Below are 12,391 nucleotides of genomic sequence, written 5' to 3' on the forward strand. Positions count from 1 at the left end.
AAATTCAAAGTCCACCCCAGAGCGTCAGAGGAGTCAGTCAGCATTTTACAGAAAAAGTGGGACATCCCATAGTTTAAATCGTAAATCCAGGTCCCAGTAGGTTACTGCGGGTGGATTGTCTCCGTGCTGCCAGCCCGCCGTGCCGCCGTGGATCTATAATAGAGCTATTGTATTTCGGTACGCACTGTCTCTGTGTCGTTGTGCCGCCGTGGTTCAAATATTTGATTTCCGGTTGCCAGAATAAGGAGCAGTGCCGCTGTGGTAAGAATACTATATCTGGCTGTACATTTTTTTAGCACGAACCAGCACGTATTTATCGCTTAGCATCTATTGATTTGGGTATGCCAGAGTCAACGGCCGCCGATTCGTTGAGATATGCGGGTAAGATGACCCGGCAGCTTTTGCTGCCGTTCAGCCTGAAGAAGTGGCTGGGCGCGTACCTGGGGCTGAGCGGGCTTCGGGGTAATAAAGCTGACCCGCTGACTATCGAATTGCGCCGCCTGCAGAACTACTACCGGGGGACGAGCCTGCTGGCGAAGGCTGCACTGCTGTTTGTGGTGCTGGGCTTTTTCCTGCCCTTCACGGTCGTCTTCGCGGGGCTGGAAGGCTTCTTCGTGCTGCTGGCAGCGTACATCATCGCTATGTTGCTGTTATCTCTGGCTGGCATCGTGCTGGAAGTGGCGCTCGATCCGATCTTCGCACTGCGGTACGAGGAGAACGTCTCCTTCGGGAACGCCTCGGGCAAGTTTATATCGCTCCTGCAGCGGAGGACGGGCCTGGTAGGCGGCTATATGCTGATCAAGCTGATCGTCGACATGTTTCTCGTGACGGCGGTGCTCGCCATGTTCATGCCCGCGCTGATCAGCGCCATGGCAATTATGCTCTACGTCATCGACGCGGTACAGGCTGGCATTGACGTGCGATCTACGGCTACCTGGGGCCTGGGCGCAGTGCTTGTGCTGGGCCTGCTAGGATTTATTGCGACCATCCTCATCACAGTTATCGCATCGGCTTTCTATGGCTACTACACAGAGCATGCCGTTAGGCTGATGCGGGACTGATGGGCAGGTGGCCCGTATAGTGGTCATCTACTGGTGCTTCACTGCCTTCCTGCTGCTGTTCACCGACTACTTCGTCTTCCTCGCCAGCGCCTCGGTCATCGCCACGCTGGTGCCATATCTGTTCCTCTGCTACGCTGCGATGAAAGGTATCGACAAGCCGTGGGTGAAGTTGATCGCTGCTATTGGGATCATATCTACACTCATCGTCCTGCTGTCGACGTTCTTGATGTAGCTTCTGAGCCCGTGAACGCTGACTATCGCTGCGCTGTGCCAGATCACAGATCCCGACAGATTGCGCAGATTGCACAGATACGACTTGATAAGAAGGATACAGTTATCAGTCTATCGTTTTTATCTTATAGCCATCTGTGTAATCCGTGCAATCTGTCAGAATCATCAGATTCTGCGTAATCTGTGATCCTGGCACAGCGCAGCGTTCGTTTTGTTGAGTCACCCGGCTTGTGCGATGTCTGCCAATTATTTAAAAAAGTGTGCCGGCAGTCTCTCTTCTATGGCCTTCACGATAGCCTCATGTACTCTCTCTGTACTCTGCTCTGCGCTGATGACGACGCCGTTGGGCTGCCTGCCGATGTCGAGGAAGATGTCCCTGACCTTGCGCAGGTACTCTTCCTTCTCGAAGGCGTCCAGCTGGCTTTTCCGCTGGTTGACGATGCGGGAGAGCCCTTTTGCAGGGTCTATGTCGAGCACGATGACGAGATCGGGGCGGGGCGAGAACTGCTCGTTTTCTTCCCTGATCTGCCGGGGGTCGAGGCCTCTGGCCCCCTGGTAGGCGATGTTGGACTGGTAGTACCGGTCCATGACCACGACCTTGCCCGATCGCAGCGCAGGGAGGATGTTCTTTTTCACGTCCTCTTTCCGGTCTTCCATGAACAGCCTGAGCTCTTCCTCGGGGCTGGTCAGCTCGTGAGCGATGGCCCGGCGGGCGATCTCCCTGCCGTACTGGCCTGTGGTGGGCTCTTTCAGGATCACGTTCTCGATCTTTTTATCCTGCATCCACTGGCGGAGCATGTTGATCTGGGTAGATTTGCCCGCTCCGTCTATGCCTTCGATGCTGATCAGGAACCCTTTGTCGTCGCTATCGCTATCGCTCATCCACAGTTCATTGACGGTCAACGATAAAATAGGTGACGAATACTTATGTACACACAGATGAAAAAATATAAACCTATCCAAGGCAATTAGTATGTGTGCCATTTACTACTCTCCGGGTGATCGCCGCCATTGTCTTCGTGGTTATCCTGCTGCCGGCATTGGCCTTTCCCTCCGCATCCAGTCCTCCGGATGAGGTATCCCGGTCTGTCGTCAGGGCCATCGGCGGCGGAATTCTGCTTATAAGCGGCTTTGGGCTGGCCGCATCGCTGGAAAAGACGCTGCTGAGGGCAGGGGGTAATAATGCCTTTAAAATGCTCTACGTCTCTGCTGCCGGGTTTTCTGGGCTGGGAGCTGCACAGTGCTTGTCCATCATTTATCCGGCTAATACGCTACTATCAATGATACTGTTTTCAGTGCTGGCTATTACCACCTGCATCGTATGGCTGAGGTTTTACCATGCTGCCGCCGGCTGATCTGGCCTCGATGGCAGGGCTTTTGCCTGCAATCACGGGTGTAGTGCTGGTGATTCTTGCCGCCAGGCTGCACCGTCTGTTTAGTACAGGGTTCTCCTTCTGGAGTTTTCTTGCTGCAGGGGCTATCGCGCTATCTGCGCTGGCGTCCTGCCTGGCCGGCTTCAGCGATGGGGCCGCCGCCGTGACTGATGTCAGCATGCTGGTGGCAGGCTTCTCTGTGTATGCTGCATCGAGATGGCTGCGGGAGAGGTTCGAGCTGGTGGGTAAGCATGGCCGTTAAAGTGCTCGTCGACGCAGCCCGCTCAGCCCCTGGATACGCGGGGATGACGGTCATTTCTGGAGATCGGCCACTATTCGCCGAGCATATCGAGCCCGATTATGCGATGCGCTTGCGTGCGCTCTACTGCCGGATGCCGGGGCCGGGCCCGGCAGGCAGTGAATATTTGTGTGCCGTGGCGGCCGGCTTCACTTTTTACATATACTCGGCGGCCGGCTTCCTGATACTGCTTAAGTTGAGCGGCCGGTTTAGTCCCAGGCCCTCGCTGCCAGTGGCAGAACCTTACTTTGACGCTCCGCAGGAGGAAACGGCCTTGCCTTCCCGGGATGGTGTGCGCCGGGAGGCTGAAGCTTTGCTAAGGCAATACGACTTGTTATGATCATTTAGCTTTTGTAATTTTTGAATTTTCAAAAAATTTAAATACTTGCCCGCAAATGTAGTGCTGATGACCAAGACCTACTCGGATATCCTCAGGGAACGGGAAGCGGTCCTCGGCACGTTCGAGGCGCTGTTCAAGGCCCGGGGTATGGGGGATCTGCACGGCCGGGTATTCGGCGCTATCCTGCTGTCCGTCAACGAAATGACGCAGGACGACATCGGCCTGTTTACCGGCTATTCGGTGCCCGCGGTCAGCTCAGCTCTGGATGAGCTGGTCCGGGTAGGGCTGGTGAACCGGCACAAGAGACAGGACAGCCGGAAATACTACTATTCCAGCAAGGCAGACCTCGACGAGATCATGCGGATGGTGCTCAAAACGCTCCACGACGACTACGTCCAGGTCGTCCTGGACCAGCTTTCGGCTGCTAAGGCCGAGGCGGGATCCGATGACGACCCGCAGGTGAAGGAGCACCTGGAAAATCTCCGGAACTACGAGCGTGAGCTGAAGAATCTGGAGCATTACATGAAGAGGCTGCTGGAAGTCCCACTGGAGGAACAGGAATGATTACAGTAAACCGTTACAGGTGCGGCTATTGCGGCGCTTGCGTAGGCGCCTGCCCGAAAAATTCTATCGACCTGATCGAGACCTTCATCGAGATCGACAAGAACTGCAACAGGTGCGGTATCTGCACCAAGGTCTGCCCTATGGGTGCGCTGGAGCTGGTGAAGGATGAAGAGTGAATATGACGTTATTATCGTCGGCGCAGGCCCCGCAGGCTCGCTGGCGGCTAAGACCGCAGCGGAGAACGGCCTCGACGTGCTCCTGATCGAGAAGAGGCAGGAGATCGGAGACCCCGTGAGGTGTGCCGAAGGCGTCGGCAAAGTGGGCTTACAGGAGTTCGTGGAGCCTGACCCGAAGTGGGTCAGCGCGGACATCAAGTGCGCCCGCATCTTCTCTCCGGACGGCACCATGGTCGAGCTTTCCGAGAAGATGGCCGGCAACGAAGTAGGCTTTGTGCTGGAGCGCAAGATCTTCGACCGCGAGCTGGCCAAGCTGGCCGCCAAGGCGGGAGCCGAAGTTCAGGTCAAGACCCAGGCCACCGGCCTCATCATCGAGAACGGCCAGGTCTGCGGCATCACCGGCAAGCAGCACGGTGACGACTTCACCGCGAGGGCAAAAGTCGTAGTGGCAGCCGACGGCGTTGAGTCGAAGGTCGGCCGGTGGGCGGGCATCAACACCACGCTGAAGCTGAAGGACATCGAGACCTGCGCCCAGTTCCTGATGACCGACATAAACATCAAGCCCAACTCCTGCGACTTCTACCTCGGCAGCAAATACGCCCCCGGCGGCTACGTCTGGGTCTTCCCCAAAGGCGACCGCGAGGCAAATGTGGGCCTGGGTATGCTGGCTTCCCACTACAAGGGTAAGCACCCGATCGAGTACCTCCGGGAATTTGTCGCGGACAAGTTCCCCGAAGGCAAGATCCTCGAGACCATCGTCGGCGCAGTGCCCGTCAGCGGCATGCTGCCGAAGCTCTCCACTGACGGCCTCGTGCTGGTGGGCGACGCAGGCCATGTCTCTGACCCGATCACCGGCGGCGGCATCATCAACGCCATGAGCAGCGGCAAGATTGCCGGCAATGTCATAGCGAAGTGCATCAAGAACGGGGATGTGTCCGCCAAGGCGCTGTCTCAGTACGATGCCGAAGTCCGGGAAGAGCTGGGCAAGTCGCTTGACAAGAACTACAAGATCAAGGAAGTAGTGACCAGGGTAAGCGACAAGACCATGGATGTCGCCGCTCACTCCCTGCAGGGCGTGAACTTTGAGAACGTGACTATCACTAAGTTAGTAAAAGAGATCGTCACCAGGAATCCGGCGCTACTCAAGGAGCTTGTGGGGCTTATATAAGCTTCCGGGCTTCCTTTCTTTTTAATGCCCCTATTATCACCGGTTTTGAAATAATGGCAAAAGTACTGTAATTATTTAGGTTGTTACAGCTTTATTTGACAAATGCGGCCATTTAAGCCTAAGTTACATTTTTGTATCAAAAACTTTATTACCCGCAAAGCAAACATCTAAATTATGAAATTAAACGATATAGTCGCTTCGATGTCGGGATATCTCACCGAACAGACGATTGTGGACTTTATCATGTTCAGCAAGGCCTTCGATGACACCAGGTACTCGGTGCTCAAGACAAAGGCTATTGATAAAGTGTCCATAGCGTTGTTAGCGGCTGCTAAAAACGGCGAACTATTCTACGACGTAGTTCAGTGGGGCGAGGAAAGCAGCGTGGCGTCCAAGGCTACGTTCTCTCGCAGGAAAGACTTCCTGGTCAACCTCAGCGTCATCCAGGAAGAAAGCGTGAAAACGCCGTTTGGCAGGCCGAAGATCAGACTCAAGCTCAACGAGCCCAAGCTGAAAGAGTACTTTGGCGTCCCGTAACTAAATTTCACCCAATTTTTATTTTAATTAGCTGTAATATAGCCTGGGCGCCGTCTCGACAGAGATGCCGGAGATATCTCCCTCGACAGTTACTGTTCCCGGGGTGCCGGCCAGCATCAGCCCGTCCAGCCCTCCCCGGCCGCAGAGCACATCCTGCTCAGGGTGTGTGCCGGGCACTATACACGAGGTCAGCTTTATCCGCTCACCTGCTGAGAGGACTAGCGGGAGGCGCCTCGTTGCCGGGTGATCCTTCGGCAGCACCAGCAGCGGCATACCGCCCCGGCTGGCAAGGTATAGCATACACTGGATTGACTCTCTCGCCCCGGGGCCGCCGGAAAAGCAGGACGCTGCCACCAGATCGTCCGGCTCTAGAAACTGTACCAGCTCTTCCCTTCCCGTTTCGATAAAAACGTACTTGAGCCCCGTCGCTTTGACGACACCTACCGTATGGCTGCCGTCACCCAAAAACAAAACTTCCCGGGGGCCGAGCTTATACTCTTTGATCACTCTATCAGCTCGACATCTTCGCACCCGCAGGACGGGCAGATTGTTTTCTTGCCTGCGCCCTTGAAGGTGGAGTCGCAGTCTTTGCACTTGTACCTCTTGAACTTGATCTCGTCAAGCTCAACGTCCATGGCCATGCCTCCGCCGCTACACATCAAGGCTCACCTCCTTTCGATAAGGATTACTTGAATTCCATTGCTTTAATATTTTCCGAAACACGGTTGCGCACATCCTGGTACAGGTCGTGCATATGAGCATCCATGGTCACGGTTAGCGGCCCGAAATCCTCCACGTCCAGCACCCAGACTGCTTCCGCGAGGCCCAGGTCAGCCCACTCGACGACGGCGACCCGCTTTACCATCCGGGCGCCGAGGACTGCCGCCCCTCCTGTCATTGAGAGATATACGCTGTTATGGTCGTGGAGCGCCTGCAAAGTGCGCCCGTCCATGCCGCCCTTGCCTACGATGACTCTGGCGCCGTGGGCGATGACCGGCGGCTCCAGGTCGTTCATGCGGGCGCTCGTCGTGGGCCCGATGGCCACCATCTCCCACCCTTCGCCCTTTTGCCGGACGATGGGCGCGCCGTGGAAGATGACCGAGCCTTCGAGGGAAAACGGCAGCGGCTTCGCCGCCGAAAAGTATTCGGCCATCCGGATGTGCGCCTTATCCCTGGCGGTGATCATCGTGCCTGTTAAGAAAACCGTGTCGCCCGCATGCAGCGACTTCGCCGTTTCGGCGTTGATCGGTGTCTTCAGCCTGTGCTCCATCTCAGTCACCCCTGAACTCTGTCCGGCCGTCCGGGTAGACTCGCATCGTCGCTCTTCTCGCCGCATAGCACTGCACATTCAGCCCGACTGGCAGGCTGGCGGTGTGGCAGCTTGCCCATTCAACATGCACAGCCAGTGCTGTTGTCCGGCCTCCGAGGCCCATCGGACCTACCCCTGTCCGGTTGATCATGGCCAGCAGTTCAGCTTCAAGCCTTGCCATCGCCGGGTCGGCGCTGTGCTGGCCGAGCGGCCGCAGCAGGGCTTTTTTGGCCATGGCCATGCACATGTCGGAGCTGCCTCCCAGGCCCACGCCTACGATAACCGGGGGACAGGGCTTCCCCTCTGCTTTCGCGATCGTCTCTACCACGAACTTGCGGATGCCCTGCACGCCCTGGGACGGGTTCAGCATCGCCAGCGCGCTCATGTTCTCCGAGCCCGCTCCTTTGGGCATGTACGAAATCTCCAGGTAGTCCGCATCGTGGAACGAGTAAGCGACGTGCGGCATGTCGATGCCAGTGTTATCTCCTGTGTTGGCCCGGGTCACCGGGTGGACGACGTTCTTCCGGAGCGGCACTTCTGCAGTCGCCCGCCTTACTGCTGCCGCAAGCACCTCTTCCAGCCTGTTTATCCTGAACGATCCGAGGGTGACGAAGAACAGGGGAATCCCGGTGTCCTGACACATGGGCAGGGTACATCGTCCGGCCTCCCTGACATTCTCGATCATGGCCCCCAGCTCCCTCACGGGCGCTTCGTCAGCTTCGGTCTTCACGGCTTTTTCCAGCTCCGCTATCACGTCGGCAGGCAGCGCGGTCACTGCTCTCCTGATCAGCTCGACGGCGGCGTCCTCGACGGTCCTCTCCAGCGACATCGGTATGAGGTAGTTCCCATGAGGCTTAATAATTACTTTGTATTGAACTTGTACGCTCAACCTCAACAGTTCTCACAAGCTTTTTAATCCGGCACGGGCATAACCCGGTGTGACCATGCGCGTCTACATCGAAACGTACGGCTGCACCGCCAACGAAGCGGATTCTGCGGGCATCAGGGATGCCGTCCTTGCATCGGGCGGAGCCATAGTGGCCGCCCCGGAAGAAGCGGACGCCATCGTCATCAATACTTGCGCCGTGACAGGCCACACTGCTAACAGCATGACCAGGGCCATCGCACGCTTTCCGGGTAAGCGGGTCATCGTGGCAGGGTGCATGGCTGTGGCGGAGCCGGAAAGACTCTCAGGCTACGAGGTAGTTGACTCTGCCGGGCCGCTGCCGGTGGTGCGGGCTCTTGGCCTTCGCCCGGGTGCCGGGCTCCCGGTCGCGATGAGCGGCAGGACTGCGACCATCAAGATAGCCGAAGGCTGCAATGGCCAGTGCTCGTATTGTATAGTGAGGCTAGTGCGCGGCCGCCTGCGCAGCGTGCCGGCAGCAAAGATCCTCGAAGCCGTCCGCAGGGCGATCGATGCAGGGGCGTCAGAGATCTTCCTGACGGCGCAGGACTCCGGGGCATACGGCCTGGATACGGGGGTGCGGCTACCCGCACTCATACGGAGTATCGCCTCCATGCCCGGCGATTTCAAGGTGCGCATCGGCATGATGAATCCCTTCTCGGTAGCCGACATCCTGCCAGACATGATCGACGTGCTCAACCTTCCCAAGGTTTACAAGTTTGCCCACATACCTGTGCAGTCCGGGTCGGATCGTATCCTGAAGCTGATGCAAAGGCCATATACGGAGCGGGAATACTCTGATATCGTAGCCAGCCTCCGGGCGGGCGTACCCGGGATCACCTTTTCGACCGACTACATCGTGGGGTTCCCCACGGAGACCGACGAGGATTTCTGCCTCACTCTGGAAGACCTGCGGACCAACAGGCCGCTGAAGGTGAACATCACCCGCTTCTCCCCGAGGCCGGGTACCCCGGCCGCATCGCTGCCCGACTTGCTCGAGCGCACCAAAAAAGAGCGCTCCCGCCTGCTGACCGCGCTACATCACGAGGTCACCTCCAGCTACATGCAGGATGCGGTGGGTAGCCGCAGGACCGTACTTGTGTCAGAGAAGGGCAAGCCGGGCACGGTAATCTCCAGAGATGCCTCGTATAATATGGTAGTAATTCAGGAAGACCTGCCGCCGGGAATGCGGGCGAACGTGGAAATTTCCGCCGCAAAGACGACTTACATGATCGGGCGGAGATTGTGATCAGATTTCTCGAAAAGTGATCACTTTTTCTGGCATCTCTTCACACATATTTTCAATAATAACAAAATATCTCAACGGCCGTATACGTCGACATATTGTAAAAATATCGCTGATACATCGGCGATTTTTCGATTAATACATTATTGTCCACGTTATTGTAATAATATGCTAAATTTTTCTGTATTATGGAATAATCTACCTTATTTTGCCCCTTTTTTGCATATAGTAATCTATTTATAGATTCAGCAGCAAATATGTGATGTTTACTCGTTTTTAGTGAATATTTATATATAAAAATAATATCGATTCACAAGTTAATTACGTTACTTTACACTACTTTGGAATAAATGTATAAATTTGGTAATTGGCAAATTTAACATATTTATTTGGATTATTTCTTTTCAATTAGTTTGTAATTATATTGAATACCAAATGATTGTTTATCGAGACATAAACTTAATATCATTGAAACGCTATATCATTATTGTCTAAGTGGTTAGAGAGAGGTATAATCGATACTGATCGTTTTAGTTATTCAGCGATTGATAACCTGTCGAAGCACGGCAACATGTGATGCCAGGCTTTCGATACGGGCTTCTCTTTACGGCCGGAATCCGGCTGCTTCGACCACTTGATATGTTTTGAAATCCTACGGGAGGAGGGAGAAAATGCCAAAATATAAGGACAAGATAGACCTGTATGATGACAAGGGAAAGCTTCTGGAGAAGGACGTCCCACTCGAGGCAATCAGCCCGATCGTCAACCCGGCAATCCGCAAGATCGTTAACCTGACCAAGAGATCCGTCTCCGTCAGCCTTGAAGGCATCGAGGGTGCCCTTAAGACTGGTAAGGTAGGCGGCAAGGGCAGGCAGGTACTGGGCAAGAGCCTGGACTTACCCCTGACCAAGGACGCAGACAAGATCGCCAAGAAGATCGAAGAAATGGTCCGCGTCACCAAGGGCGACGACACCAACGTAAAGGTGCTCGGCGGCGGCAAGAGCCTGCTTGTGCAGGTTCCGACCCAGAGGATCGAAGCGGGCGCAGAGTTCGTGGCAGGCATCAGCTCTACCGCAACTGCGACCGTCGAGGCTATCCTCGAGATGTACAAGGTTGACATGTTCCAGGGCGCCTATGTGAAGGGCGCAGTCTGGGGTATGTACCCGCAGACGATCGACCTCGAGGGCGGCAACGTCAAGTCGATCCTTGATGTCCCCCAGAAGGACGAAGGTGTCGGCTACGCACTCAGGAACATCCCGACCAACCACTGTGTCATCATCGCAAAGAGAAACGCCATGAACGCAGCTGCCCTGAACTCGATCTTCGAGCAGGCCGGCGTGTGGGAAATGGGCGACGCAATCGGTCCGTGGGAGAGGTACCAGTTAATGGGCTTCGCATACCAGGGCCTGAACGCGAACAACCTCGTCTACTCCACTGTCAAGGAGAACGGCAAGAACGGCACCGTCGGTTCCGTCGTAGCCACCATCGTTGGCAAGGCCGTAGAGGACAAAGTTATTAAAGTCGAGAAGACACTTCCGTCCGGATATAAGGTGTACACCACGGACGATGTACCGAAGTGGAACGCCTACGCGGCAGCCGGTGTAATGGCAGCCACGATGGTTAACTGCGGTGCTATCAGAGGCGCCCAGGCAGTCTCGTCCACTCTGCTGTACTACAACGACCTCATCGAGAGAGAGACCGCACTTCCGGGTGTGGACTTCGGTAAGGTCCAGGGTACCGCAGTCGGCTTCTCGTTCTTCAGCCACTCGATCTACGGTGGCGGCGGACCGGGTGTGTTCAACGGTAACCACGTCGTTACCAGACACTCCAAGGGCTTCGCAGTACCTTGCGTATCGGCTGCTTGTGCACTTGATGCAGGCACTCAGATGTTCTCGCCCGAGCACACTTCCAAGGCAATGGAAGTATTCAGCGAGATCACTGAGTTCAACCAGCCGCTCGCCGCAGTCGCGAAGGGAGCCAAGGAAATTAAGGACAAGATATAAGACAGGTAACTGAACGCAGCGGAGTTTACGAATGGTAGCACCGGTTGCCGGGAAAAATCGCCTGATGCAAATCGAGATTTTTCCCGACAGGCTACTCAACATAGAAACTGCACAGGCTCTGCTCACCGAGCTGAACAAGATCGGCGGGATCACCCGCATGGTCGTGTACGGCCCGCGTCTCCCGAAGGATGATCCGGAAGACCTCCTGGATGGAAAGTTCGATGCCCGCGAGAAGAAATATCTCGACATCATGGGCGAAAAAGTCGAACTGACCGTCCAGGTGGGACGGATTTTCGTGGAGATCGAGGATCCTGGCGTAAAAGAAAACATCACCGAAGCATGTCGGAAGGCTTTGCCTTTCCCGTTCGAGATCAATGAGGGTCTCTATATCCGGACGCAGAAAACGCTGACGGACTACGTGAGAAAAGGCGGTAAAGTCGACGACATATCTGTGGGCATGTTCGACCCCAGGGCGAAGCCGAAATCTTCGTGCTGCTCGCCAAAGTCGGACGACAGCGAAGAAAAACGGAGATGAAGTAAAAATGCCAATAGACCGTGAGACACAGGTTGTGGATTGCAGAGAAAGCATGGGCCTGGATAAGGGAGGAGGTCTCGCCCAGAGAGGCACCCTTTCAGAGACGGGCCGGCCCGACGTGGTCGCCATCGCCATGACTCCCGGGAGGCGGCACATAACCAAGCCAGTTTGCGAGATCACCCACGGGCTCAGGAAGGAAGGCGTCCAGGTATCTGTCCTGGTGCTCTATTCCGGCGGCGGCGTGCCCTCCGATGCGGAGGACGCAGCCATCGGCCACGGGCCTAAGTTCGGCTTGAACGAGAAGGAGATCGAGCAGATACGCCGGCACAAAGTGGCATTGATACATCTGGGCAACGTGAAATCCCACGTCATCTACAAAGCCAGGGATATCCTGCGCTTCGTAGACATCCCCGCAATCATCGTCTGTCAGGCCCCGGTAGACTTCGAGGACTTCGCCCGCATCGGCGTCAGGACCCGCGTGGTCCAGCCGCCCGAGGACAAAGTCGAAACACAAGGAACAGTCGTTGAGATCGTAACCGGTATCACGAGAGGTCAGACTTGCGCTAGAGACAAGCTGAACGAGATCGTGAAGCATATCATCAGCCTAAACCCGCAAAAGCTCACTACAAAGTAGGAGTTGAATGAT

The 12,391-nt window shown here is 55.6% G+C and carries 18 protein-coding genes; 13 read left to right on the top strand and 5 right to left on the bottom strand.

Features of this window, described 5'->3' with window-relative positions:
• Nucleotides 1-341 precede the first annotated feature (341 nt).
• Both ACPLPM_RS05655 and ACPLPM_RS05660 read left to right on the top strand, forming a co-directional pair.
• Nucleotides 342-1,061, top strand: a complete 720-nt coding sequence (locus ACPLPM_RS05655) for a hypothetical protein (RefSeq protein ID WP_424359270.1) — start codon at nucleotides 342-344, stop codon at nucleotides 1,059-1,061.
• A gap of 19 nt (nucleotides 1,062-1,080) precedes the next feature.
• Nucleotides 1,081-1,293 carry a hypothetical protein gene (locus ACPLPM_RS05660; RefSeq protein ID WP_424359271.1) on the top strand — a complete coding sequence of 71 codons (213 nt, stop codon included), beginning with the start codon at nucleotides 1,081-1,083 and terminating at the stop codon, nucleotides 1,291-1,293.
• A 245-nt stretch (nucleotides 1,294-1,538) separates the two neighbouring features.
• On the opposite strand, the gene tmk is transcribed toward ACPLPM_RS05660, so the two are convergent.
• Nucleotides 1,539-2,174, bottom strand: coding sequence for a dTMP kinase (tmk, locus tag ACPLPM_RS05665; protein WP_424359272.1), 636 nt, complete (start codon nucleotides 2,172-2,174; stop codon nucleotides 1,539-1,541).
• A 95-nt stretch (nucleotides 2,175-2,269) separates the two neighbouring features.
• On the opposite strand from tmk, the gene ACPLPM_RS05670 reads away from it, so the two are divergent.
• The 7 genes from ACPLPM_RS05670 to ACPLPM_RS05700 all read left to right on the top strand — a co-directional run bounded on the left by ACPLPM_RS05670 (nucleotide 2,270) and on the right by ACPLPM_RS05700 (nucleotide 5,748).
• Complete coding sequence (locus ACPLPM_RS05670) at nucleotides 2,270-2,647, top strand: hypothetical protein (RefSeq protein WP_424359273.1); 378 nt, start codon at nucleotides 2,270-2,272, stop codon at nucleotides 2,645-2,647.
• Entirely contained in the window at nucleotides 2,631-2,927 is a 297-nt protein-coding gene (locus ACPLPM_RS05675) for a hypothetical protein (protein WP_424359274.1), read from the top strand. The genes ACPLPM_RS05670 and ACPLPM_RS05675 overlap by 17 nt, the downstream gene beginning before the upstream one ends.
• A complete protein-coding gene (locus ACPLPM_RS05680; RefSeq protein ID WP_424359275.1) occupies nucleotides 2,917-3,303 on the top strand; it encodes a hypothetical protein in 387 nt (128 codons plus the stop codon). The genes ACPLPM_RS05675 and ACPLPM_RS05680 overlap by 11 nt, the downstream gene beginning before the upstream one ends.
• 66 nt (nucleotides 3,304-3,369) lie before the next feature.
• Nucleotides 3,370-3,867 (top strand): GbsR/MarR family transcriptional regulator, encoded by a 498-nt coding sequence (locus ACPLPM_RS05685; RefSeq protein WP_424359276.1) that lies wholly within the window; start codon nucleotides 3,370-3,372, stop codon nucleotides 3,865-3,867.
• Nucleotides 3,864-4,043, top strand: coding sequence for a 4Fe-4S binding protein (locus ACPLPM_RS05690; protein WP_424359277.1), 180 nt, complete (start codon nucleotides 3,864-3,866; stop codon nucleotides 4,041-4,043). Before ACPLPM_RS05685 ends, ACPLPM_RS05690 begins: the two co-directional genes overlap by 4 nt.
• A complete protein-coding gene (locus tag ACPLPM_RS05695) occupies nucleotides 4,033-5,211 on the top strand; it encodes an NAD(P)/FAD-dependent oxidoreductase (protein ID WP_424359278.1) in 1,179 nt (392 codons plus the stop codon). The genes ACPLPM_RS05690 and ACPLPM_RS05695 overlap by 11 nt, the downstream gene beginning before the upstream one ends.
• A gap of 174 nt (nucleotides 5,212-5,385) precedes the next feature.
• Nucleotides 5,386-5,748, top strand: coding sequence for a hypothetical protein (locus ACPLPM_RS05700; protein WP_424359279.1), 363 nt, complete (start codon nucleotides 5,386-5,388; stop codon nucleotides 5,746-5,748).
• A gap of 27 nt (nucleotides 5,749-5,775) precedes the next feature.
• Here ACPLPM_RS05700 and ACPLPM_RS05705 read toward each other — a convergent pair whose 3' ends face one another.
• From ACPLPM_RS05705 to ACPLPM_RS05720, 4 genes are read right to left on the bottom strand one after another with little or no spacing between them, the layout of a single operon-like run.
• A complete protein-coding gene (locus ACPLPM_RS05705) occupies nucleotides 5,776-6,255 on the bottom strand; it encodes a hypothetical protein (protein WP_424359280.1) in 480 nt (159 codons plus the stop codon).
• Entirely contained in the window at nucleotides 6,252-6,407 is a 156-nt protein-coding gene (locus ACPLPM_RS05710) for a hypothetical protein (RefSeq protein ID WP_424359281.1), read from the bottom strand. Before ACPLPM_RS05710 ends, ACPLPM_RS05705 begins: the two co-directional genes overlap by 4 nt.
• Before the next feature lie 26 nt (nucleotides 6,408-6,433).
• Nucleotides 6,434-7,018, bottom strand: coding sequence for a FumA C-terminus/TtdB family hydratase beta subunit (locus ACPLPM_RS05715; RefSeq protein ID WP_424360040.1), 585 nt, complete (start codon nucleotides 7,016-7,018; stop codon nucleotides 6,434-6,436).
• A 1-nt stretch (nucleotide 7,019) separates the two neighbouring features.
• A complete protein-coding gene (locus tag ACPLPM_RS05720; RefSeq protein ID WP_424359282.1) occupies nucleotides 7,020-7,886 on the bottom strand; it encodes a fumarate hydratase in 867 nt (288 codons plus the stop codon).
• 115 nt (nucleotides 7,887-8,001) lie between these two features.
• Between ACPLPM_RS05720 and ACPLPM_RS05725 the strand changes: the two genes are divergently transcribed.
• The 4 genes from ACPLPM_RS05725 (at nucleotide 8,002) to mcrC (ending at nucleotide 12,379) form a co-directional block, all read left to right on the top strand.
• On the top strand, nucleotides 8,002-9,210 hold the full coding sequence (locus ACPLPM_RS05725) for a tRNA (N(6)-L-threonylcarbamoyladenosine(37)-C(2))-methylthiotransferase (protein ID WP_424359283.1): 1,209 nt from the start codon (nucleotides 8,002-8,004) through the stop codon (nucleotides 9,208-9,210).
• A gap of 668 nt (nucleotides 9,211-9,878) precedes the next feature.
• Nucleotides 9,879-11,210, top strand: coding sequence for a coenzyme-B sulfoethylthiotransferase subunit beta (gene mcrB, locus ACPLPM_RS05730; protein ID WP_424359284.1), 1,332 nt, complete (start codon nucleotides 9,879-9,881; stop codon nucleotides 11,208-11,210).
• A gap of 31 nt (nucleotides 11,211-11,241) precedes the next feature.
• Nucleotides 11,242-11,745: a methyl-coenzyme M reductase operon protein D gene (gene mcrD / locus ACPLPM_RS05735; RefSeq protein WP_424359285.1), complete on the top strand. Its 504-nt coding sequence runs from the start codon at nucleotides 11,242-11,244 to the stop codon at nucleotides 11,743-11,745.
• A 7-nt stretch (nucleotides 11,746-11,752) separates the two neighbouring features.
• A complete protein-coding gene (gene mcrC / locus ACPLPM_RS05740) occupies nucleotides 11,753-12,379 on the top strand; it encodes a methyl-coenzyme M reductase I operon protein C (RefSeq protein WP_424359286.1) in 627 nt (208 codons plus the stop codon).
• The last annotated feature ends 12 nt before the right edge of the window (nucleotides 12,380-12,391 follow it).

Origin of the sequence: Methanocella sp. MCL-LM (assembly GCF_049676595.1) — an archaeon.
Taxonomy (GTDB): Archaea; Halobacteriota; Methanocellia; order Methanocellales; family Methanocellaceae; genus Methanocella_A.

Coding starts and splice junctions, on each gene's coding strand:
- tmk (WP_424359272.1), bottom strand. CDS start 2,174: ATGAGCGATAGCGATAGCGACGACAAAGGGTTCCTGATCAGCATCGAA.
- ACPLPM_RS05680 (WP_424359275.1), top strand. CDS start 2,917: ATGGCCGTTAAAGTGCTCGTCGACGCAGCCCGCTCAGCCCCTGGATAC.
- ACPLPM_RS05710 (WP_424359281.1), bottom strand. CDS start 6,407: ATGTGTAGCGGCGGAGGCATGGCCATGGACGTTGAGCTTGACGAGATC.
- ACPLPM_RS05655 (WP_424359270.1), top strand. CDS start 342: ATGCCAGAGTCAACGGCCGCCGATTCGTTGAGATATGCGGGTAAGATG.
- mcrD (WP_424359285.1), top strand. CDS start 11,242: ATGGTAGCACCGGTTGCCGGGAAAAATCGCCTGATGCAAATCGAGATT.
- mcrB (WP_424359284.1), top strand. CDS start 9,879: ATGCCAAAATATAAGGACAAGATAGACCTGTATGATGACAAGGGAAAG.
- ACPLPM_RS05685 (WP_424359276.1), top strand. CDS start 3,370: ATGACCAAGACCTACTCGGATATCCTCAGGGAACGGGAAGCGGTCCTC.
- ACPLPM_RS05715 (WP_424360040.1), bottom strand. CDS start 7,018: ATGGAGCACAGGCTGAAGACACCGATCAACGCCGAAACGGCGAAGTCG.
- ACPLPM_RS05700 (WP_424359279.1), top strand. CDS start 5,386: ATGAAATTAAACGATATAGTCGCTTCGATGTCGGGATATCTCACCGAA.
- ACPLPM_RS05695 (WP_424359278.1), top strand. CDS start 4,033: ATGAAGAGTGAATATGACGTTATTATCGTCGGCGCAGGCCCCGCAGGC.
- ACPLPM_RS05690 (WP_424359277.1), top strand. CDS start 3,864: ATGATTACAGTAAACCGTTACAGGTGCGGCTATTGCGGCGCTTGCGTA.
- ACPLPM_RS05725 (WP_424359283.1), top strand. CDS start 8,002: ATGCGCGTCTACATCGAAACGTACGGCTGCACCGCCAACGAAGCGGAT.
- ACPLPM_RS05675 (WP_424359274.1), top strand. CDS start 2,631: ATGCTGCCGCCGGCTGATCTGGCCTCGATGGCAGGGCTTTTGCCTGCA.
- ACPLPM_RS05720 (WP_424359282.1), bottom strand. CDS start 7,886: ATGTCGCTGGAGAGGACCGTCGAGGACGCCGCCGTCGAGCTGATCAGG.
- mcrC (WP_424359286.1), top strand. CDS start 11,753: ATGCCAATAGACCGTGAGACACAGGTTGTGGATTGCAGAGAAAGCATG.